This is a genomic window from Pseudomonadales bacterium (genome assembly GCA_024234435.1).
GTDB lineage: Bacteria > Pseudomonadota > Gammaproteobacteria > Pseudomonadales > Porticoccaceae > JACKOF01.
This window is the reverse complement of the sequence record JACKOF010000002.1, coordinates 374,377-396,235: the sequence shown is the minus strand read 5'-3', so window position 1 is coordinate 396,235 and position 21,859 is coordinate 374,377. Positions and strand designations below refer to the sequence as shown.

At 49.2% G+C, this 21,859-nt stretch carries 22 protein-coding genes; 7 read left to right on the top strand and 15 right to left on the bottom strand.

The genetic code is table 11. From position 1 onward, the window contains the following. Positions 1 to 48 precede the first annotated feature (48 nt). The 15 genes from glmS to mnmG all read right to left on the bottom strand — a co-directional run bounded on the left by glmS (position 49) and on the right by mnmG (position 14,991). Complete coding sequence (gene glmS, locus H7A02_11805) at positions 49 to 1,878, bottom strand: glutamine--fructose-6-phosphate transaminase (isomerizing) (protein ID MCP5172937.1); 1,830 nt, start codon at positions 1,876 to 1,878, stop codon at positions 49 to 51. 73 nt (positions 1,879 to 1,951) lie between these two features. Beyond that, a complete protein-coding gene (glmU, locus tag H7A02_11800; GenBank protein ID MCP5172936.1) occupies positions 1,952 to 3,319 on the bottom strand; it encodes a bifunctional UDP-N-acetylglucosamine diphosphorylase/glucosamine-1-phosphate N-acetyltransferase GlmU in 1,368 nt (455 codons plus the stop codon). Between the two features lie 169 nt (positions 3,320 to 3,488). After that, positions 3,489 to 3,917, bottom strand: coding sequence for a F0F1 ATP synthase subunit epsilon (locus H7A02_11795; protein MCP5172935.1), 429 nt, complete (start codon positions 3,915 to 3,917; stop codon positions 3,489 to 3,491). 31 nt (positions 3,918 to 3,948) lie between these two features. After that, the gene (gene atpD, locus H7A02_11790) at positions 3,949 to 5,346 is read right to left on the bottom strand and encodes a F0F1 ATP synthase subunit beta (protein MCP5172934.1); all 1,398 of its coding nucleotides are present in this window, start codon (positions 5,344 to 5,346) and stop codon (positions 3,949 to 3,951) included. A gap of 61 nt (positions 5,347 to 5,407) precedes the next feature. Beyond that, positions 5,408 to 6,268, bottom strand: a complete 861-nt coding sequence (gene atpG, locus H7A02_11785; protein ID MCP5172933.1) for a F0F1 ATP synthase subunit gamma — start codon at positions 6,266 to 6,268, stop codon at positions 5,408 to 5,410. A gap of 53 nt (positions 6,269 to 6,321) precedes the next feature. Further along, entirely contained in the window at positions 6,322 to 7,866 is a 1,545-nt protein-coding gene (locus H7A02_11780) for a F0F1 ATP synthase subunit alpha (GenBank protein ID MCP5172932.1), read from the bottom strand. Positions 7,867 to 7,905: 39 nt separating this feature from the next. Next, entirely contained in the window at positions 7,906 to 8,442 is a 537-nt protein-coding gene (locus H7A02_11775) for a F0F1 ATP synthase subunit delta (GenBank protein ID MCP5172931.1), read from the bottom strand. A gap of 26 nt (positions 8,443 to 8,468) precedes the next feature. Next, positions 8,469 to 8,939, bottom strand: a complete 471-nt coding sequence (locus H7A02_11770) for a F0F1 ATP synthase subunit B (protein ID MCP5172930.1) — start codon at positions 8,937 to 8,939, stop codon at positions 8,469 to 8,471. 47 nt (positions 8,940 to 8,986) lie between these two features. Continuing rightward, positions 8,987 to 9,217 (bottom strand): F0F1 ATP synthase subunit C, encoded by a 231-nt coding sequence (gene atpE / locus H7A02_11765; protein ID MCP5172929.1) that lies wholly within the window; start codon positions 9,215 to 9,217, stop codon positions 8,987 to 8,989. Positions 9,218 to 9,262: 45 nt separating this feature from the next. Further along, entirely contained in the window at positions 9,263 to 10,126 is an 864-nt protein-coding gene (gene atpB, locus H7A02_11760; GenBank protein ID MCP5172928.1) for a F0F1 ATP synthase subunit A, read from the bottom strand. Between the two features lie 27 nt (positions 10,127 to 10,153). Beyond that, positions 10,154 to 10,537: an ATP synthase subunit I gene (locus H7A02_11755; GenBank protein MCP5172927.1), complete on the bottom strand. Its 384-nt coding sequence runs from the start codon at positions 10,535 to 10,537 to the stop codon at positions 10,154 to 10,156. Between the two features lie 141 nt (positions 10,538 to 10,678). Next, the gene (locus tag H7A02_11750; protein MCP5172926.1) at positions 10,679 to 11,584 is read right to left on the bottom strand and encodes a ParB/RepB/Spo0J family partition protein; all 906 of its coding nucleotides are present in this window, start codon (positions 11,582 to 11,584) and stop codon (positions 10,679 to 10,681) included. A 5-nt stretch (positions 11,585 to 11,589) separates the two neighbouring features. Continuing rightward, a complete protein-coding gene (locus H7A02_11745) occupies positions 11,590 to 12,390 on the bottom strand; it encodes a ParA family protein (GenBank protein ID MCP5172925.1) in 801 nt (266 codons plus the stop codon). Positions 12,391 to 12,438: 48 nt separating this feature from the next. After that, complete coding sequence (rsmG, locus tag H7A02_11740; GenBank protein MCP5172924.1) at positions 12,439 to 13,074, bottom strand: 16S rRNA (guanine(527)-N(7))-methyltransferase RsmG; 636 nt, start codon at positions 13,072 to 13,074, stop codon at positions 12,439 to 12,441. Positions 13,075 to 13,077: 3 nt separating this feature from the next. Next, positions 13,078 to 14,991 (bottom strand): tRNA uridine-5-carboxymethylaminomethyl(34) synthesis enzyme MnmG, encoded by a 1,914-nt coding sequence (mnmG, locus tag H7A02_11735; GenBank protein ID MCP5172923.1) that lies wholly within the window; start codon positions 14,989 to 14,991, stop codon positions 13,078 to 13,080. Positions 14,992 to 15,610: 619 nt separating this feature from the next. Between mnmG and H7A02_11730 the strand changes: the two genes are divergently transcribed. The 7 genes from H7A02_11730 to dnaA all read left to right on the top strand — a co-directional run bounded on the left by H7A02_11730 (position 15,611) and on the right by dnaA (position 21,839). Next, positions 15,611 to 15,790 carry a DUF2892 domain-containing protein gene (locus H7A02_11730; protein ID MCP5172922.1) on the top strand — a complete coding sequence of 60 codons (180 nt, stop codon included), beginning with the start codon at positions 15,611 to 15,613 and terminating at the stop codon, positions 15,788 to 15,790. Between the two features lie 179 nt (positions 15,791 to 15,969). Beyond that, the gene (gene rpmH / locus H7A02_11725) at positions 15,970 to 16,104 is read left to right on the top strand and encodes a 50S ribosomal protein L34 (protein ID MCP5172921.1); all 135 of its coding nucleotides are present in this window, start codon (positions 15,970 to 15,972) and stop codon (positions 16,102 to 16,104) included. A gap of 58 nt (positions 16,105 to 16,162) precedes the next feature. Further along, positions 16,163 to 16,546 carry a ribonuclease P protein component gene (gene rnpA / locus H7A02_11720; protein MCP5172920.1) on the top strand — a complete coding sequence of 128 codons (384 nt, stop codon included), beginning with the start codon at positions 16,163 to 16,165 and terminating at the stop codon, positions 16,544 to 16,546. After that, a complete protein-coding gene (gene yidD, locus H7A02_11715; GenBank protein MCP5172919.1) occupies positions 16,543 to 16,779 on the top strand; it encodes a membrane protein insertion efficiency factor YidD in 237 nt (78 codons plus the stop codon). Before rnpA ends, yidD begins: the two co-directional genes overlap by 4 nt. A gap of 2 nt (positions 16,780 to 16,781) precedes the next feature. Further along, complete coding sequence (gene yidC, locus H7A02_11710; GenBank protein MCP5172918.1) at positions 16,782 to 18,473, top strand: membrane protein insertase YidC; 1,692 nt, start codon at positions 16,782 to 16,784, stop codon at positions 18,471 to 18,473. 85 nt (positions 18,474 to 18,558) lie between these two features. Continuing rightward, entirely contained in the window at positions 18,559 to 19,938 is a 1,380-nt protein-coding gene (mnmE, locus tag H7A02_11705) for a tRNA uridine-5-carboxymethylaminomethyl(34) synthesis GTPase MnmE (GenBank protein ID MCP5172917.1), read from the top strand. Between the two features lie 482 nt (positions 19,939 to 20,420). Next, a complete protein-coding gene (gene dnaA, locus H7A02_11700) occupies positions 20,421 to 21,839 on the top strand; it encodes a chromosomal replication initiator protein DnaA (protein MCP5172916.1) in 1,419 nt (472 codons plus the stop codon). Positions 21,840 to 21,859 lie beyond the last annotated feature (20 nt).

Below are 21,859 nucleotides of genomic sequence, written 5' to 3'. Positions count from 1 at the left end.
TCAGTGCCCCAAACCGTATTTGCTTGTCTTCCAATAAAGGACTCTTTTTTATTCTACTGTCACCGACTTAGCCAAATTGCGTGGCTGATCCACATCTGTTCCTTTCAGCACCGCTACATGGTAGGAAAGCAACTGTAAGGGCAGGGTATAAATAATGGGCTCAAGGCTTTCCGGCACATGAGGTACATTGAGCACCGTCACACCCGGCTCATTCTCGAAACCGGCATCTTTATCGGCAAACACAAATAGCTCTCCGCCCCGAGCCTTGACTTCATGCAGGTTGGATTTGAGTTTTTCGAGTAATTCATTATTGGGCGCTACGGCAACTACCGGCATATCGGCATCCACCAGCGCCAGAGGTCCGTGTTTCAACTCCCCGGAAGGATAGGCTTCTGCGTGAATATAGGAAATTTCCTTGAGTTTCAATGCACCTTCCAGCGCAACCGGGTATTGTTCGCCACGGCCCAAAAACAGGGAATGGTGTTTGTCGGCAAAACATTCGAACGTTTTTTCAATTTCCGCATCCAGTGCCAGGGTCTGCTCGCAGAGTGCGGGAAGTTTGTGCAGGGCGGCAACAAGATCACTTTCAATTTCTTCGCTCATACCATGGCTACGCGCCAAACCAATACAGAACAACTGTAAAGCCACAAGCTGAGTAGTGAACGCCTTGGTTGAAGCCACGCCAATTTCCGGCCCCGCATGCGTCATCAGCGAAAGATCGGACTCTCTTACCAGCGAACTGTTTGCAACGTTACAAATTGTCAGGCTGGCGAGATACCCGGCAGCTTTAGCCGCCTGGAGCGCCGCCAGCGTGTCGGCTGTTTCCCCGGACTGGGAAATGCTCATAAACAGCGTATTCTCCGGTACTACGACCGTGCGATAGCGATATTCGCTGGCAACTTCGACCTGGCAAGAGACCCCCGCCCAACCTTCAATCCAGTATTTCGCAACCAGACCTGCATGGTAGCTGGTGCCACAGGCGACAATATGCACCTGTTTCACCCTGGGAAAGATAGCATTCGCTTCTGCACCAAACGCTTCGGGCAACACACGCCGCTCGCTGATTCGCCCTTGCAGGGTGTTCTGGATGACCTTTGGCTGCTCGAAAATTTCTTTCATCATGTAATGCCGATAAAATCCTTTATCGGCAACATCATCCGCCTCGGCCAGCTTGGAAATGGCTCTGTTCGCCTCATTGCCTGCGGCATCAAAAATTTTGTAGCCTGTCTGGGTTAGCTCGACCAGATCACCTTCTTCCAGAAATACGAATCGATCCGTCACCTGACGCAGAGCCATCTGGTCCGAGGCAATAAAGTTTTCTTCAATACCAACACCTAATACTAACGGGCTGCCGCTGCGAGCACCCACCAGGACTCCCGGCTCACTGGCGTGAATAACACCGAGGGCATAGGCACCCTCAAGGCGGGCAATGGTTTTTTTAACCGCTTCACGCAAACAGCTACTGGTTTTCAGATTGAGGTGAATCAGGTGAGCCGCTACTTCCGTGTCAGTTTCAGAAACAAACCGGTAGCCTTCTGCCTGTAACTCTTTCCGCAATTGATCATGATTTTCAATGATGCCGTTGTGAACAACGGCCACTTCATCAGAGAGGTGAGGGTGCGCATTCACTTCGCTCGGAACACCATGGGTTGCCCATCGAGTATGGGCAATTCCGAGACGGCCCCGGGCAGGAAACTGTTTTAGTGTGGCTTCAAGAGCGGCCACTTTACCCTGATTTTTCCGCGCCTGCAGGCTACCTTGGGAATCCAGTACCGCAACACCGGCAGAGTCATATCCCCGGTACTCGAGCCGCCTCAAACCCTCGATGAGAATGCCCGTGACATTCCTTTGTGCTACTGCGCCTACGATTCCACACATATACTCGGCTAACCTCTTGACTGATAACTGCTTCCGGCACTTTTGCTGCTACGCAACCCTGAACCGGAATAGACTAGGATTTTTTTTCTGGACGACTCCAGCCGCTGATATTCTGCTGTTTGGCTCTGGCAACTGCGAGCTGCTCCCCCGAAACATCCTGATTGATTGTAGAACCGGCACCAATGGTTGCTCCGGCACCAATTTTTACCGGCGCTACCAGTGATGTGTTGGAACCAATAAATGCCTTATCGCCAATTTCGGTACGGCTTTTGTTTACACCATCATAGTTACAGGTGATGGTTCCGGCACCAACGTTCACGCCTTCACCCAATTCTGCATCGCCGACATAACTGAGGTGGTTGATTTTACTGCCCTTGCCCACCACCGCTTTTTTGGTTTCAACAAAGTTACCCACCTTGGCACCTTCGGCCAGAACCGTACCCGGTCGCAAGCGGGCAAAGGGGCCAACCGATGTTTTGGGACCAACCTCTGTCTCTTCAACAACCGAGTTGGCTTTTATTTCTGCGCCGTCGGCAATACTGCTGTTCACAATCATACAGTTCGGGCCGATCGTAATATTGCTACCGATGGTGACCTGACCAACAAAGACACAGTTTACGTCGATATAATTGTCGGTACCTGTTTTCAGCGATCCCCGCACATCAATTCTGGATGGGTCGGCAAGGGTGTTGCCTTCCGCCATTAGCTGTCGGGCCTGCTCTCTTTGGTAATATCGTTCAAGGTCACCAAGTTGCTGGCGATTATTAACCCCCTCGACTTCCTGTTCTGACAACGGACTGCATGTTGCAACACAAAACCCTGCTTCACGGGCAATGGCGATGATATCGGTAAGATAATACTCGCCCTGTGCATTGTTATTGCCAATTTTTGGCAGCCACTCATTTAGCTGGCTGCCACCCAGAGCAAGAACCCCGGTATTAACCTCGTTTATTTTTAACTGATCAGGTAAAGCGTCTTTTTGTTCGACAATGGCTGCTACCTGCCCCTGGCTGTCGCGAATAATACGGCCATACCCTGTTGGGTCCGCCAACTTAACTGTTAACAGCGCAATGCTGTTTTCATCAACCGCATTTAACATATTCTTAATGGTTTGTGGCGAGATCAACGGCACGTCGCCATAAAGAATCAGTACGACGCTGTTGTTACGCAGCGCTGGTACTGCCTGCTGAACAGCATGCGCCGTACCGTGCTGTTCAGCTTGTTCAACGTAAGTCAAGTCGCTGCCAACAACCACCGAGCGAACCTGCTCCGAGCCGTGGCCGGTAACAACAATCATGCGGGCATCATCAATTGTGCGCGCAGCATCAACCACATGTTGAAGCAGTGGTTTGCCCGCCAGGTGATGTAGTACTTTGGGGTGTTGCGACTTCATCCGTGTGCCCTTGCCGGCAGCAAGGATGACAATATCTGTAGGCATAATCATATTCTGAATCATTTGTTTTTCAGCGCGCATTGTACGATGCGCTACCATTAAAGGGTAGATTCGGATGATTACCGGCGCATGACTCAGATGAAAAGCTATTTTGTTGACAAAAAAAGGGTGGCTAAATGCCACCCTTTTAAATATCGTCATTCTTTTATCGAAAATATCAGCCCTTACCTAACTTCCTGCGCAGTTGTTCAATCGTCCGCAACTGTGCGGCCGCAGCTGCAAGCTCCGATATCGCCCTTGAATAATCGAACTCACCGCTCTGATTTGAAATTTCGTGCTCTGCCTGTGATTTTGCTTCCAGGGCGGCCGCTTCATCAAGGTCATCGGCACGCAATGCTGAGTCCGCCAGAATGGAAACCCTGTCCGGTTGAACTTCGAGATAACCGCCCGACAGGTAATAAAGCTCTTCTTCACCGTTTTGCAGGATGATACGAACCGGGCCGGGCTTCAGGTCGGTTAGCAGCGGTGCGTGGCCAAACGTCACACCCAACTCACCCTGCGAGCCGGTAGCAACAACCATTTCAACCAGCCCTGAGTAAAGGGACTGGTCTGCACTTACTATGTCGCAATGAACTGTCATAGACATATTGTATCGCTCTTTCTAGCCTCTGGAATACTTACAGCTTTTTGGCTTTTTCCACTGCTTCGTCAATGGAGCCAACCATATAGAAAGCCTGCTCTGGCAGGTTGTCATAATCACCGGCCAAAATGCCTTTAAAGCCTGCAATGGTATCTTTCAGAGAGACGTATTTACCCGGCGAACCGGTAAACACTTCCGCAACATGGAAAGGTTGTGACAAGAAGCGTTCGATCTTACGGGCGCGGGCAACCACTTGCTTGTCTTCTTCAGACAGTTCGTCCATACCCAGAATCGCAATAATGTCTTTCAGCTCTTTATAACGCTGCAGTACGGTTTGAACGCCACGTGCCACTTCATAATGCTCGGTACCAATAATTAACGGATCAAGCTGGCGAGAAGTGGAATCCAGAGGGTCTACCGCAGGGTAAATACCCTTGGATGCAATATCACGGCTCAATACAACAGTGGAGTCGAGGTGAGCAAAGGTCGTTGCAGGTGAGGGATCCGTCAAATCATCCGCAGGTACATAAACCGCCTGAACAGAGGTAATAGAACCCGTTTTGGTGGAAGTAATACGCTCTTGCAAGACACCCATTTCTTCCGCCAGCGTCGGCTGGTAACCCACCGCAGAAGGCATACGGCCCAATAGTGCAGAAACCTCGGTTCCGGCAAGTGTGTAACGGTAGATGTTATCAACAAACAGCAGTACATCTTTGCCTTCGTCACGAAACTTTTCAGCCATTGTCAATCCGGTCAGCGCCACACGCAATCTGTTTCCTGGTGGCTCGTTCATCTGACCGTAAACCATAGCTACTTTTGATTCGCTTGGTGTTTCAACATTCACAACTCCGGATTCCTGCATCTCGTAGTAGAAGTCATTCCCTTCACGAGTACGCTCACCCACACCGGCAAATACAGACAGACCGGAGTGCTCGGTTGCGATGTTGTTAATCAATTCCATCATGTTAACGGTTTTACCTACACCGGCACCACCGAACAGGCCAACCTTACCACCCTTGGCAAACGGGCAGACCAGGTCGATTACCTTGATCCCGGTTTCCAGCAGGTCCGCAGAAGCCGACAGTTCGTCATAGGCTGGTGGTTTGCGGTGAATGGAGGCGCGTTCTTTTTCGCCAATTTCACCTTTTTCATCAATCGGGTTACCCAGTACATCCATGATGCGACCCAACGTCTCGATACCCACAGGCACCTTGATCGGGCCATTGGTGTTGCTGACCGCCAGACCACGACTTACACCTTCGGAAGAACCCATGGCAATGGCGCGAACCACACCATCACCCAGTTGCTGCTGGACCTCCAGAGTCAGACCTTTCTCATCAACCATCAAAGCGTCATATACACTGGGAACCTGATCGCGTGGGAATTCCACGTCAATCACCGCACCAATGATTTGTACGATACGTCCGCTACTCATTTCCAGTTCCTCTTTCTGTGTGGACAGCTATAACACTGACCCCATTTCTAAATTAAATTTGTTAAACCGCAGCCGCACCGCCAACAATCTCAGACAGTTCCTGAGTAATTGCCGCCTGGCGGGCCTTGTTATAAATCAGCTGTAATTCGTCGATCAGTTCGCCCGCATTTTCTGTTGCGTTTTTCATTGCGATCATTCGTGAAGCCTGTTCACAGGCCTTGTTCTCCACAACACCCTGAAAAACCTGAGACTCCACATAGCGCACCAGCAAACCGTCCAGCAGTTCCTGAGCATCAGGCTCATAGAGATAATCCCAGTGGTGGGAGAGCTTCTCATCTTCTGCCTGTTGCAAGGGCAACAGCTGATCAACACTTGGCGATTGTGTCATGGTGTTGACAAACTCGTTGCTGACCACGTACAGCAAATCGATTTTGCCGTCGTCGTAAGCATCGAGCATCACCTTCACGCCGCCAATCAAATCGTTGGCCACCGGCTCGTCACCAATATCTTTCACCGCGGCAACAACATTGCCACCCATACTGGCAAAAAACGCAGATGCCTTGTTGCCAATAGTGCAAAGATCAATTTCCACATCCTGATCAGACCAGGCTTTCATTGACCGAATCACTTCCTTGAACAGGTTGGTGTTTAAACCGCCACAAAGGCCGCGATCGGTAGAAACAATAATGTAGCCGACACGCTTGACTTCGCGCTGCTCCATATACTGGTGCTTGTATTCAGATACTGCATTGGCAATATGGCCAACGACCTGGCGGATACGATTCGCATAGGGCTTACCCACCGACATACGGTCCTGCGCACGGCGCATTTTACTTGCGGCCACCATTTCCATTGCACTGGTGATTTTCTGAGTGCTCTGAATACTGGCGATTTTTGTTCTGACTTCTTTTCCGACTGCCATAACTTATCTCTGATTCTCTAGCAGATGGGGGACATGAATCCCCCTCTTCAGTGTTACCAGGTTTGAGTGGCTACAAATTTATCGAGCGCCGCTTTATAACCCGCTTCGATATCAGCATTCCAGTCGCCGGAATCGTTAACTTTGTTAATCAAGTCACCGTGCTCGGCTTTTACATAAGAGAGCAGGGCAGATTCAAAATCACCGACCTTGTTGACTTCGACATTTTTCAGATAGCCGTTCTCTGCGGCGTAAACCACCAGGCCCATCTCGGCAACACTCAATGGCGAGTACTGCTTTTGCTTCATCAGTTCGGTAACTCGCTCACCGTGATCAAGCTGCGCTTTGGTTGCTTCATCAAGATCCGAGGCAAACTGTGAAAAGGCGGCCAGTTCACGATACTGTGCCAGTGCCGTACGAATACCGCCCGACAGTTTTTTCATGATTTTGGTCTGAGCTGCACCACCCACACGAGATACAGAAATACCCGCATCCATCGCAGGGCGTATACCGCCGTTAAAGCTGTCCGAATCAAGGAAAATCTGACCATCCGTAATTGAAATCACGTTAGTCGGTACGAAAGCAGATACGTCGCCCGCCTGTGTTTCAATAACCGGCAGCGCTGTCAAAGACCCTGTTTTGCCCTTCACTTCACCATTGGTGAACTTCTCGACATAGTCGGCATTAACACGTGCGGCGCGCTCCAGCAGGCGGGAATGCAAATAGAACACATCACCCGGGTAGGCTTCACGTCCTGGCGGGCGGCGCAACAGCAGGGAGATTTGACGGTAGGCCCAGGCCTGCTTGGTCAAATCATCATAAATAATCAGGGCATCCTGACCGCGGTCACGGTAGTATTCACCCATGGTGCAACCGGCAAAAGGCGCCAGGAATTGCATTGAAGCAGGGTCCGATGCTGTCGCGGCAACCACAATGGTGTGATCCATTGCACCATGCTCTTCCAGCTTGCGTACAACTGCCGCGATAGAGGAAGCCTTCTGGCCTACTGCAACGTAGATACACTTAATACCGGAACCTTTCTGGTTGATAATCGCATCAACCGCAATGGCTGATTTACCAATCTGGCGGTCACCAATAATCAGTTCACGCTGGCCCCTGCCAATTGGCACCATCGCATCAATCGCTTTAAGGCCGATTTGAACCGGCTGATCAACCGATTGACGGGCAATTACACCCGGCGCAACCTTTTCAAGTGCATCTGTCAATTTAGTGTTGATCGGACCCTTACCATCAATCGGGTTGCCCAGTGTATCAACAACGCGGCCCTCCAGCTCTGGGCCAACCGGTACTTCAAGAATACGGCCTGTACACTTGGCTTTCTGGCCTTCGGCCAGAGATTGGTAGTCACCGAGAACCACCGCGCCAACAGAGTCGCGCTCAAGGTTCAGGGCCATGCCATAAACACCGCCTTCAAATTCAATCATCTCACCATACATAACGTCGGCAAGACCGTGGATACGAATTACACCATCAGATACGGAGACAATCGTGCCTTCGTTCTGGGCTTCCGATGAAACATCGAGCGTATCAATTCGCTGCTTGATAATTTCACTGATTTCGGATGGATTCAGTTGTTGCATGTTCTGTTCCTCAAGCTCTATAGCCCTACGGGATAGGCACTACGAATTTAATGCTTCGGCAAGTTTCGCCAACCGGCCACGAATACTTCCATCAATCACTGTGTCGCCGGCACGCACAATGGCGCCACCCAGCAAACGCTTGTCGATGGATACCTGCAGGTTAACGTCACGGTCAAGTTTGGTTCGCAATGCGCTGGCCAGCTTCTCCTGTTGTTCCGACGTTATCTCTCCTGCTGATACCACATCAACATCAATGGATTTTTCGCGGTTCGCTTTTAACACTTCAAACTGCTGCTGGATAGCCGGCAGTAATTTTAAACGACGATTTTCAGCCAAGACGCCGATAAAGTTGCGGCCCTGCTCGTTAAGAGCATCACCACAAATCTCAATCAACTGTTTTGCCTGTTGATCAGCCGTGTAGTTTGGCGAGCTCAGTAATTTTTCAACTTCACTCTGCTGTGCTACGGCAGCAACAACCCCAAGGCTGTCTGACCAACCCTGCAGTTCACCTTTGGCAGCTGCGTACTCAAACGCTGCTTTGGCATAGGGCCGAGCCAGTGTGCTCAATTCCGCCATGTCAGATCTCTCACCTCAAGTGGGGGTTACAGTTGTTCCGCCAGCTTGTCGACCAAGCTGCGGTTGGCTTTTTCATCAACAGATGCTTCGAGCACTTTCTCTGCACCAAGCAGAACCAGGGTGGCCACTTTAGAGCGCAGCTCTTCTTTGGCACGGTTTACTTCCTGCTCGATTTCAGCCTCGGCTGCTGCTTTCAGGCGGTCGCCCTCAGCCGTAGCCTGCTCTTTAGCTTCATCAATAATCTGGTTCGCACGCTTGTTTGCCTGGTCAATAATGGCAGCGGCTTCCTGTTTAGCTTCTTTCAGCTGATCAGTTGCTTTTTCCTGCGCCAGTTCAAGATCGCGGGACGCGCGATCAGCGGCATCAAGACCGTCAGCAATTTTCTTCTGACGCTCTTCCATCGCACCAATCAGTGCGGTCCATACAAATTTCTTGCAGAACCAGATAAAGAACAGGAAGGAAATCAGCTGCCCGATCAGGGTCAGGTTAATATTCACACCAACACCTCATTCTTGGAGTTAGATAAAAGAATCGGGGTGGTCAATTAACCGGCGTATACAGCAAAGATCAGGTACATGCCGATACCAACACCAATCATTGGGATCGCATCGATCAGACCCGCCAACAGGAACATTTTACCCTGTAGCATTGGTCCCAATTCAGGCTGACGAGCAGTGCCTTCCAGCAGCTTGCCACCCAGCAGACCCATACCAACAGCGGCGCCAAGAGCACCAAAACCAACCATAATAGCGGCGGCAACCAAGATGAGTTCCATGTTTATCTCCTACCTTTTTATAAGTAATAAAAGTTAATAAAAAAATTAATGATCTTCGTGCGCCATACTGAGGTACACGACGGTCAAAACCATAAAAATAAATGCCTGCAATGTAATCACCAGAATATGGAATACCGCCCAACCCCACTGCAGAACACCACCAAAGGCGCCCAACAGCCAGCCAGCACTGTACATCATGGCAATCAGAATAAAGATCATTTCCCCGGCATACATATTGCCGAACAACCGCAAACCGAGAGAGAAAGGTTTGGCCAACAGACCAACCAGCTCGAGAGCCAGGTTGATAGGAACAAAGATTGCCTGAACAACAACATTTTTGGCGCTGAACGGCTGCAGGGTCAACTCACCAACAAAGCCACCGATACCTTTAACCTTAACACTGTAATAGAGAATCATACCAAACACAGCCAGCGCCATGCCCAACGTGATATTGGGGTCTGTCGACGGCACAATTTTCTGGAAATGAACACCACCAAAAGACATCAACCAGGGCACCACATCTACCGGGATCAAATCCATCAGGTTCATCAGAAAAACCCAGACAAAAATGGTCAGAGCCATCGGTGCAACCCAAGGGTTACGACCATGAAAACTGTCTTTAACCGTGCCATCAATAAACTCAACCATGAGCTCAACAAAGTTCTGCCAACCGGACGGAATATCGGAACTGGCACGCTTGGCGGCCATACGAAAAAGAAAGCAAAATAAAAGACCAAGACCGATTGACCAACCCAGACTATCGACATTGAAGGACATAAAACCCATTTCGGCCGCTTCCTGAGCATTATGAGCAAAACTCCAGCCGTGCTCTGGATGATTACCGTAAGTCAGGTTTGTCAGGTGGTGCTGGATATATTCCGCACCGGTCTGCTGGGTATCGCCTGCCATTCTTTCTCTCTCAACACCTATAAAAGGTTATGGGTTGCTATTTGCCTGCAATACCCTGGCGGCACTACAGACATACACAATTATCATTGCCACGTAACCAAAAAAAACCGCGGGTACATGCAAGGGCTGAATAAACACAAAAACCAGCGCAAACATGGTTGCCGTTATCAGCAACTTTCCCGCCTGCCCCTTGTACATGGCATTCAAAACTCTGGGGGTTTGCCGGGCACCGGAATAGCGAAAAGCCATTCGGGCAAACCAGGCTTGCGGAACTATATGCACCACACCACCGATTAGCACAGAGGTTGCGGCCGTCAAATCGAAAACCGATATCGATATTACCAGCACAATTAAACACAGCAACTGGACTATCACTATCTGCTTCAAAGGCGGCACGCCAATGGTGGACATCAAAACCACCTTTCCGCACTCTCGCCCGAGGTTTCTAACAGGAGGCTCCTCGAGCGGGCGGCAATTATAGGGATTCCCAATAGCATATTCAAGATAACAGGTAGATATGACAGGTTTTTTTCAATACTCACTGGTACCCGTTTATTTAATGTGTCCAAGTATGCCGTCCAGTTCGTCCAGACTGTTGTAGCTGAAAACCAGTTTTCCCTTACCTGAAGCGCTTTGCTGAATGCTTACAGGGGCACCAACCACTTCCGAAAGCTGGTTTTCCAGCTGCCGTGTATCAGCATCTTTTTTCTGTGTTGTTGCTGCACCTGTTTCCGATTTTTGTTGCGTTCGGCGCACAAGGGCTTCTGTTTGTCGGACCGTCAGACCTTTGCTCACGACAAGATGGGCAACATCCACTTGCTCCACACCCTCCAGTGACAACAGCGCACGGCCATGACCCATTTCAAGATCACCATGCTCCAGCAACTTGCGCACCTTCTCCTGCAAGGACATCAGCCGCATCAGGTTTGCTACCATTGAGCGGGATTTACCAACCGCATCTGCCACCTGTTGCTGGGTGAGTTCAAACTCCTGTTGCAACCGGATCAGGGCTTGAGCCTCTTCGATTGCGTTAAGGTCTTCCCGTTGAATGTTTTCTATTAGCGCCATGGCAATGGCCGCTTCATCGGGCACATCGCGAATTATTGCCGGAATCGTATCCAGTCCTGCCTGTTGAGTTGCACGCCAGCGACGCTCTCCGGCAATAATTTCATACTTATCGACACCAACAGGGCGCACAACGATAGGTTGCATAACCCCTTGCGCTTTTATTGAATTAGCCAGCTCTTCAAGCGCTTTGGGGTGCATGTCACGGCGCGGCTGGTATTTACCACGCTGCATAAACTCAACCGGCAGTTCTTTTAACAGGTCTTTGCCTGGATGGTCTGTTGTTATATCAGCACCACGCTTTCGGAGATCATTGCTGTTGTTATCGTCTGTGGTTGTATCAAGACCTAACAACGCATCAAGACCGCGCCCCAAACCTTTTCGTTTTACCATCTTTCTCAGCCTTCCGGTGTTTCGGCGGGTTGCCGCGCCGCTGTTTTGGCGCGGCGAATAATTTCTGCTGCCAGCCCCAGGTAAGCCAAAGAGCCTTTCGATTGTTTGTCATAAACCATAGCGGGCTGGCCATAACTGGGGGCTTCAGCCAGACGCACATTGCGGGGAATCGCTATGCGATATACCTTGTTCCCAAAATGGCTGCGCAGCTGTGCGGTCACTTCGTTGGTTAAACTGCTGCGCGGGTCATACATGGTTCGCAGGATACCCTCCACGTTTAAATCCGGGTTCAGGTATTTATTGATCTGCTGGACAGTATTCATTAACGCAGACAAACCTTCCAGAGCGTAGTATTCACATTGCATGGGAATAATAACGCCATCACAAGCAACCAATGCGTTAATGGTGAGCATGCTGAGAGAGGGTGGGCAGTCAATAATGATGTAGTCGAACTTGTTCTTGATGCGGTCCAGCGCATTTTTCAGCCGGATTTCACGACCGATCACCTGTAGCAACTCCACCTCTGCGGCAACCAGATCACCGTTTGCCGGAAGCACAGCAAAGGGGCTGCACTCGCAGCGCTTAATCGCCTGCTCGGCCGGTATCTCATCAATCAACACATCCAGCACAGAGGATTCAAGGGTAGATTTATTGATTCCACACCCCATGGTGGCGTTGCCTTGCGGGTCCATATCCACCATCAGAACCTTTTTACCATAGCTGGCCAGCGATGCAGACAGGTTGACGCTGGTGGTTGTTTTACCAACCCCCCCTTTCTGATTAACGATGGCAAATACTCTGCTCAAGGTGATTTCCTTTGTTTGACCAGCGCCCGGACACTGTTTGGCAGGCCCTCAATGAACCCGTTGTATTTCTATCAGATGTCGCTCTGCATCAACCCCTGGCACTATCAGCCGATGCGAACCCACGACCATATATTTTTTTGGTAGCGCGCTCAACTCCTGTTTGGGGAGTTGTCCTTTCATGGCGTAAAAGCGTCCATTTCTGCTCAACAGGTGCTGACACCGGATCACCATTTCGTCGATGCGAGTAAAGGCACGGCTCAACACACCGTCAAACGTTTCTTCCGGCTGATACATCTCCACCCGACTCTGTACCTCCTGAACATTCTCCAGACCCAGTTCATTTTTGGCCTGGAATAAAAACCGTGTTTTTTTCCCGTTGCTGTCCAGCAAAACAAACTGGCGCTCCGGATACAATATAGCCAGGGGTATACCCGGCAGGCCGGGGCCTGTGCCCACATCAATAAACCGCTTACCACAAACCAAACGGGCAATACTCAAACTGTCGAGCAAATGCAATGACAACATTTCAAGAGGATCTCGAATAGCTGTCAGGTTATAAGCCTTATTCCATTTTTGCAGCAACTCAATATAGGCAAGCATCTGCTGCTGCTGTATCTCACTGACATTCAAAGAGAGCTGTTCCAGCCCCTCCTGAAAGGCGGTTTGCAGGTAGATTGCTGACATCAATCAGGCTGTCTTCTGGCTGGTTGTGGACTTCTTCAGGTGATTTTTTTTCAGATAAATCAACAGCAGGGAAATCGCTGCTGGCGTAATCCCGGGAATCCTGGATGCTCTCGCAAGCGTTTGCGGCCGGGCGTCAGCGAGTTTCTGTCTCACCTCATTGGACAAACCTTTCACTTCACTGTAATCAAAATCTTGCGGAATTATCGTGTTCTCCTGGCGATGGAGTTTATCAACATCTTCCTGCTGACGCTCGACATAACCTGCGTACTTGGCATCAATCTCTACCTGTTCGGCTACATCTTTTGGCACCTTGGCACTGGATCCCGCAATTTCCTGAATATCCGCAAAACGCAACTGGGGCCGCTTCAACAACTCAAACAGACTGTACTCCCTGGTCGGCCTTGAACCTGTTTTTTGCTCAACCCGATCTGCCTGCACAGACCCCGCCTGCACCCAAAAGCTTTTCAGGTGCTGCTGTTCACGCTCAATCGCTTCCCGTTTCTCACAAAAAGTCCGCCAACGAACATCATCAACCAGTCCGAGTTCACGGCCTTTTTCTGTCAATCTTAGGTCGGCGTTGTCTTGACGCAACAACAGACGATATTCTGCGCGGCTGGTAAACATCCGGTAGGGCTCAGCGGTACCCATGGTAATCAGGTCATCAACCAACACGCCAATATAGGCTTCGTCGCGCCGCGGACTCCAGGGATTTTTGCTCTGAACCTGCAATGCTGCATTGGCGCCAGCCAGTAGCCCTTGCGCCGCCGCCTCCTCGTAACCGGTTGTACCATTAATCTGGCCGGCAAAGAACAATCCGTTAACAAATTTTGTTTCCAGAGAGTATTTCAGATCCTGCGGGTTAAAAAAATCATATTCAATCGCGTAACCCGGTCGCGATATATGTGCATTTTCAAACCCCTTGATGGAGCGCACCAGATTCATCTGCACATCGAACGGCAGACTGGTAGAAATACCATTGGGGTAGAGTTCGTGGGTTTTTAACCCTTCCGGCTCGATAAAAATCTGATGACTGCTTTTGTCTGCAAAGCGAACCACTTTGTCTTCTATGGAGGGACAGTAGCGTGGCCCAACCCCCTCAATAACCCCCGCGTACATCGGTGAGCGGTCCATGCCGCCTCGGATAATATCGTGGGTTAATTCGTTGGTGTGGGTGATATAACAGCAAACCTGTTCCGGGTGCTGGTCGACCGATCCCAGGAAGGACATGACAGGCCTGACGGCTTCCCCCCATTGCTCCTGCAAGCCTTCAAAATTAACACTGCGTGCATCAATTCGCGGCGGTGTACCTGTTTTCAGTCGGTCAACGCGAAATGGCAGCTCCCGCAAACGATTGGCAAGACCTATTGCTGGCGGGTCTCCGGCGCGTCCTCCTGCGTAATTCTCCATCCCTATATGGATTTTACCTCCCAGAAAGGTTCCCGCAGTCAGCACCACAGCCTTGCTGTGAAAACGCAACCCCATCTGGGTCACCGCTCCGGTAGCACGAAGACTGCCCTCTGTTTCGTCTACAATCAGATCATCCACACCTTGCTGGAAGATTGTCAGGTTCGGTTGGTTTTCAAGAGTTTCCCGAATTGCAGCTTTATACAAGGCCCGATCAGCCTGAGCCCTTGTTGCCCTTACCGCAGGGCCTTTGCGGGAATTGAGCACGCGAAACTGTATCCCGGCCATGTCGGTAGCTTCAGCCATAGCCCCACCAAGCGCATCAACTTCCTTTACCAAATGGCTTTTGCCGATACCACCAATAGCGGGATTGCAGGACATCTGACCCAAAGTATCAATATTGTGTGTTAGCAGCAATGTTTTGCAACCCATGCGCGCAGCAGCCAGGCAGGCTTCGGTGCCTGCATGTCCGCCGCCAATCACTATCACATCAAACCGATCGGGGTGATCCATAGCCATATCCAAGTTTACACAGGCGCCAAGCGGAGGCCCTGAAATCAAAAGGTCGGCCATTATACGGCATAGTGGATAAAAAATAATCGCTGTATTTTATTCAGATGAAAAGTTTGTTTTATTAAAAAGAATATTAAGTACTTTATATATTGATCTGTTTATAAGATAGATATTGTTTTTATATATAGTGCGGCACTTTTCTGTTGGTAACCTTCATTAATCTTTTAAATTCATTAGGTTAGGTAAACTTAAACCCTGTTAAAGGATGGTTTTAAAGCTGCTGACAGGCCGTTATTTTTTTGTGCATAAGTGGCACACTTATACACAGGGGAAAAAGATGGCAGGTTATCCACAAAACGATGCAAGGCTTTCAAGCCTGTTTTTCCTGTGGGTTATCCACAACTTATTCTTTTTTGTGGGTAAACTGTTTGAAACCTTTTAGTGTTTGTCTGGAAGTGAGGAAACAGGGGGGTGGATTGCCGATGTTATGGCTGTATAAAGTTAAAACGCTTTAGTTTAAACAATCCGGGCAACTGGTTTATGATGTCTGCGTTGGGTTCGTTTGGACAGCAGGTAGTATAAAAATAACCAAAACCATACAAATGAAAAGGTGCGGATGATGAAATGTAATGTGGGTAAGGCAGACAGAATATTCAGGGTTGTTGCAGGGCTTTCCATTATTGCTGCGGGTATTTATTTTAAATCCTGGTTTGGCATTATTGGTGTTGTTCCTCTTGTCACGGCTTCGCTCCGTTGGTGCCCGCTCTATATCCCGTTTGGCTTTTCTTCCGGGAAGTAGGCATTACGAGTACGGGGTTAATGTATTGCCGGGCCGTTGTTGATTGGGATGTCAAATAACAGCCATATTAACCGTCCATGCGTTGCCTTACGGCTGCTTTTTCTATAGAATCGCCCGCCCTTCAGCTGATACTGAAACAGCTGAATACAGAATTTAAAAAGATTGATGGAATTAGAGCCATGAAAAGAACTTTCCAACCCAGTGTATTGAAACGCAAGCGCAACCACGGTTTTCGTGCTCGTATGGCTACCAAAAATGGTCGTCTGGTGATCAAGCGCCGTCGTGCGAAAGGCCGTAAACGCCTGGCTGCCTAGTTTTAACGCCTATCGCCACAGCAGCATGCCTCTGCTGCTGTGGCCGGGCAGTTACTTCGTGCCCATGATGTCTTTCAGTCGTGAAAATCGCCTTCTCAACAGCAAAGAGTTTCAGGCTGTATTTGATCACAATGATTATCGGGTTGCTAACCCGAACCTTCTTTTACTGGCCAAGCCAAACTTTTTGGGTCACCCCCGTCTGGGGATGGTTGTTGCCAAAAAAAACATCCGTAGAGCGGTAGATCGCAACAGGGTAAAACGGGTTGTGCGCGAGACTTTCAGGCATCGCCAGCAGAAACTTGGTGGTGTTGATGTTATTTTTCTGGCGCGCAAGGGTATGGGTGACTTACCCCGTGAGCAACAAACAGAGCTGCTGGAAAAGAGTTGGCGAAAGTTGGCAGGCAGACTCGTCGAGGCACAAAAAAAAGGTGTTCAGCTATGAAAACTTTTTTTCTGCTGCTTATTAAAGGCTATCAATACCTGTTGAGTCCGTTATTGGGGAACAATTGTCGTTTTTATCCGAGCTGTTCTGATTACTCACGAGAAGCGATTGAAAGGTATGGCCTTGTTAAAGGGGGGTATCTTTCCTTGCGTCGCATTGTAAAATGCCACCCCTATCACGAAGGTGGGTATGATCCCGTGCCCAAACAGGAAACTCAAACCGAGAAGATATAATTATGGATTGGCAACGCTCTCTCCTCATTGGTGCCATGGTTGCTGTGGTGTATCTGCTTTTTCTGGAGTGGAACACTTTTCAGGAGCAGCATCAACCTGCACAGCAAGCCGGTGTTTCCGAGACACTTTTGACCCCGGAGCTACCATCGGCCAGTCAGTTGCCACTTTCAGAATCAACAGGCACAGATGTTCCCTTGGGAGGGTCTGACAATAATGGGGTAAAAACGCGGGGAGACTCAATGTTTGAAACCCTGTTTACTTCAAGACTTGTCAGCGTGAAAACAGATGTGCTGGATATTCAGATAGATACACAAGGTGGGGATATTGTTCGGGCAGGTTTGCTCAAACACCGAACCACACTGGATGATGATTCTGAACCGTTTACCCTATTGAATCGTACAACGGCACAAACCTATGTTGCCCAGAGCGGTCTTATTGGAAAAGACGGAACGGATACTAAAAGCGGACGACCACTGTTTCTTGTAGCGAAGGACACTTATCAACTTAAGGATGGGCAAGATGAGTTGGTGGTTCAGCTAGTTTTGGAGAGAGGTGGCGTTACGATAACCAAAAACTTTATCTTTCGGCGCGGTGATTACCTGGTCGATCTTGTCTATGACATAGACAATCGGGGTGATGAGGGTTGGAGTGCTGGTTTGTTTGGTCAGATAAAGCGGGACAGTCAAGATGTAGCGGCAGGATCTGCCCCGGGCATGGGGGTTCAGCCTTTTTTGGGTGCTGCGTTGACGACATCTGAAGAAAATTACAAAAAAATGGATTTTGAGGATATTGCGGAAAAGCCGTTAAAAGAAACAGTTGGTGGTGGCTGGGTGGCGATGGTTCAACACTACTTTATCAGCGCGTGGATACCCGATCAGTCGACAACCAACAGCTTTAATTTGCGCAAACTGGGCGGTTCGGATCTTTATACGCTGGGTTTCACTTCACCAGCTGTATCCGTTGAACCAGGTAACAAGGGTGAAATCAGGGCGGCTTTTTATGTGGGTCCAAAAGATCAGTATCGCCTGGAAAAGATATCACCGTACCTGGATTTGACCGTAGATTATGGTTGGTTATGGTGGATAGCCAAACCGCTATTCTGGATCATGTATCAGCTTCACAATATTGTCGGGAACTGGGGTTGGTCAATTATTTTGTTGACGGTGCTGGTGAAGGCGGCATTCTTCAAGTTGTCTGCTACCAGCTATAAATCAATGGCAAAGATGCGCAAGCTGCAACCGGAAATGGCTCGTATCCGGGAGTTGTACAGTGATGATCGCCAGAAGATGTCTCAGGAAACGATGAACCTTTATAAAAAGGAAAAAGTAAACCCGATGGGTGGCTGTCTTCCTATTCTGGTTCAAATGCCGGTATTTCTGGCGCTTTACTGGGTTTTACTGGAAAGTGTAGAGTTGCGTCATGCGCCCTGGATTTTTTGGATTCAGGACATGTCAGTGAAGGATCCCTTGTTTATTCTTCCTTTGTTAATGGGTGCCAGCATGTTTATTCAGCAAAAGCTGAATCCGGCCCCACCTGATCCGACACAGGCGAAAGTCATGCAGATAATGCCAATTGCATTCACCTTTTTCTTTCTGTTTTTCCCTGCGGGCCTGGTGTTGTACTGGACGGTTAACAACACGCTTTCAATCATTCAGCAGTGGATTATTACCAGGAAAATAGAAGCCGCAGGCTGATGTTATATCTGGTGTCAGGAGTTAAGCTGGAAGCCTCTGTTATGACAGGGGCTTTTTTCTACAAACGGGTTGTCGGTAGATGGTTATGACAGACAGTCACCGCACGTCAGATAACGATACGATTGTTGCTATAGCAACGCCGCCAGGCCGTGGTGGTGTGGGCATTGTGCGAATATCCGGACAGAATATATCTTCTTTTGTCGCCGCTTTTGTGGGGAAAACACTGCAGCCGCGCACAGCTAGCTACGGACCTTTTTTTGGGGGTGGTGGCGAAGTACTGGATATGGGGGTTGCGCTGTTGTTTCCTGCCCCGAATTCATTTACGGGTGAGTCGGTTTTGGAGTTGCAGGGCCATGGTGGGCCGGTCGTGCTGGATTTGATTTTACAAAGAGCCATTGCTTTGGGCGCCCGACTTGCCAGGCCGGGAGAGTTTTCGGAGCGGGCGTTTCTCAATGACAAGATGGATCTTGCCCAGGCTGAAGCGGTGGCGGACCTGATTGACGCAAGCTCAATTCAGGCTGCTCGCAGCGCGATGCACTCCCTTCAAGGTGATTTCTCATCTCTGATTGACGAACTGGTTGAGTTATTGATCAATCTGAGAATTTATGTCGAGGCGGCGATTGACTTTCCAGAAGAAGAAATTGATTTTCTGGGGGAAGGCAAGGTAGCCGAAGACTTGCAAACAATAATCAACTCACTGGAGAGTATCTACACACAGGCTCGTCAGGGTAGTTTGATGCGGGAGGGTATGACCGTAGCAATTGCGGGAAGACCCAACGCTGGAAAATCAAGTTTGCTTAATGCGCTTGCAGGAAGGGAGGCCGCGATTGTTACCGATATAGAGGGAACAACAAGAGATGTGCTTCGCGAGCATATTCATATTGATGGCATGCCCGTTCATATCATTGATACTGCAGGGTTGCGTGATACAGATGACCCTATAGAGCAAGAGGGGGTCCGTCGCGCCTGGCAAGAGATAGAGAGGGCTGATCGGGTTCTGTTTGTGATTGATAGCAGCAAGCCTTATTCACTTGTTCCGAGAGAAAACTGGCCGGAATACTTTGATCGCTTTCCAGAAAGCAATAGCATTAGTTTTGTGTTGAATAAAATAGATCTTGCTGGGTTGACAGCCTCGTTGCGCGAGAATCGTGGCTACACGGTAATTCAATTATCGGTTAAAAAAAACCTGGGGTTGGAGTTGCTGACAACACACCTGAAAAACTGTATGGGATACGCTGGTGCTGATGCGGGTGTTTTTACAGCCAGGCGCCGCCATATTGATGCCCTGGATCGGGCGAAGCAGTTTTTGTTGAGTGGACAGGAGCAATTGCTTGGTTTTTCAGCGGGTGAGCTGCTCGCCGAGGATTTACGTCAGGCCCAACAGGCACTGGGTGAAATAACGGGTCGTTTTAGTAGTGATGATTTGTTGGGTCGCATCTTTTCGGGTTTTTGTATAGGAAAGTGACTGAAAGCCGACAAAAAGTCACCAACAACTGTTGGCTGGTGGTGTTGACGATCGGTTTTTGACGAGGAACCTGAAGAACTCGTCTGTTGACAGCTAACCCCCCGCTTGCCCACTGCATAATCACAGGTTATCCACAGAGTGATTAAAAAACAGACAGTTTTTAAAAAATAAATGTGAATTGTTTTTTATGCTTGATTTTTTATAAGACATTGAAAAACAATAACAAAATGAATTTCTTGTTGTGGAGTGATTTTTTCTTTGGGTGTGGATAAGTTTTTGTGTTGGCGCTAGACTAGCTGCCTTCTATATTGGACTGTTCGGGCCCAGTTTGGGCTCCTTCTTCAGAAGATTTATTTGAATTCTACGGTGTGTAATCGGAATTCCGGATACCTTTGTGGGTGTATGTCTGGTGGTAAATCGGTTTCTGATTGAGTGCGTAGTATGGGTATTAGCCTTAAAAATAGAATAAAAGGGGTTTTGTGTTGGCCGAAGTTTTGTGGGAAACCTGTCTTGACCGTTTGCAGGAAGAGTTACCTGAGCAGCAATTTAATACATGGATTCGCCCGCTCCAGCTCGATGCAGGGCAGGATGCGAGTAAGCTACAGCTTGTTGCGCCCAACCGTTTTGTTCAGGATTGGGTGGCTGATAAATTTCTTAATCGCATACAAGAACTGTCAGCGCAGCTTAAGGGCCACGCTTGCGAGGTGATAATTTCTTCACGGGCCGTTTCGGCTCCGGCCTTTACGACACACGATACAAGTAGCACACAACAGCCGGTTAATGGCGCCACGCCAAAAGTCCTATCGGTGCCGACACCAAACCCGACCACAAGGGTTCAGGTGAGGAAGGTGGAGCCGGAGGTTCTAGGTGGTATTCGCCACGAGAGCAACCTCAATGCAAACTTCACGTTTGATTCTTTTGTTGAAGGCAAGTCTAACCAGTTAGCGTTGGCTGCGGCGAGACAAATAGCAGAGAATCCTGGTGGCTCGTATAACCCGCTATTTATTTACGGTGGTGTCGGGCTCGGTAAAACACACTTGATGCACTCGGTAGGCAACGCGCTGCGCGCTCAAAAACCGAATGCTAAAGTTGTTTATCTCCATTCAGAGCGTTTCGTTGCCGACATGGTAAAGGCGCTGCAACTCAATGCCATTAATGACTTCAAACGCTTCTATCGTTCTGTGGATGCGCTGTTGATTGATGATATTCAATTTTTTGCCGGGAAGGGTCGCTCTCAGGAGGAGTTTTTTCATACTTTCAATGCGCTGCTCGAAGGCGGGCAGCAAATGATTCTGACCTGTGATCGTTACCCGAAAGAGGTAGATGATCTTGAGGAGCGCTTAAAGTCTCGTTTTGGTTGGGGGTTAACGGTGGCTGTTGAACCTCCTGAACTGGAAACAAGAGTCGCTATTCTGATGAAGAAGGCCCAGCAGGCCAGGGTTGACCTACCCAATGATTCGGCTTTTTTTATCGCCCAGAGAATCCGTTCAAATGTACGCGAGCTTGAAGGGGCATTAAAGCGGGTGATAGCGAGTGCTCACTTTACTGGAAAGCCAATAGGGGTGGATCTTATTCGTGAATCGCTAAAGGACTTGTTGGCTCTGCAAGATCGCCTGGTCACGATAGATAACATCCAGAGAGTGGTGACAGAATACTTTAAGGTAAAGATGTCTGATTTGCTTTCCAAGCGTCGCAGTCGTTCTGTGGCCCGGCCTCGCCAGGTTGCGATGGCGTTGGCCAAGGAACTGACGAACCACAGTTTGCCGGAAATTGGTGAAGCGTTTGGTGGTCGTGATCACACCACTGTTCTTCATGCCTGCCGAAAAATAAAAGAGCTGCAGGAAACTGATCAGGAAATGCGAGATGACATTAAGAAATTAATGCGTACACTAACCACCTGATATAAAGTTTGAAGCTGGAA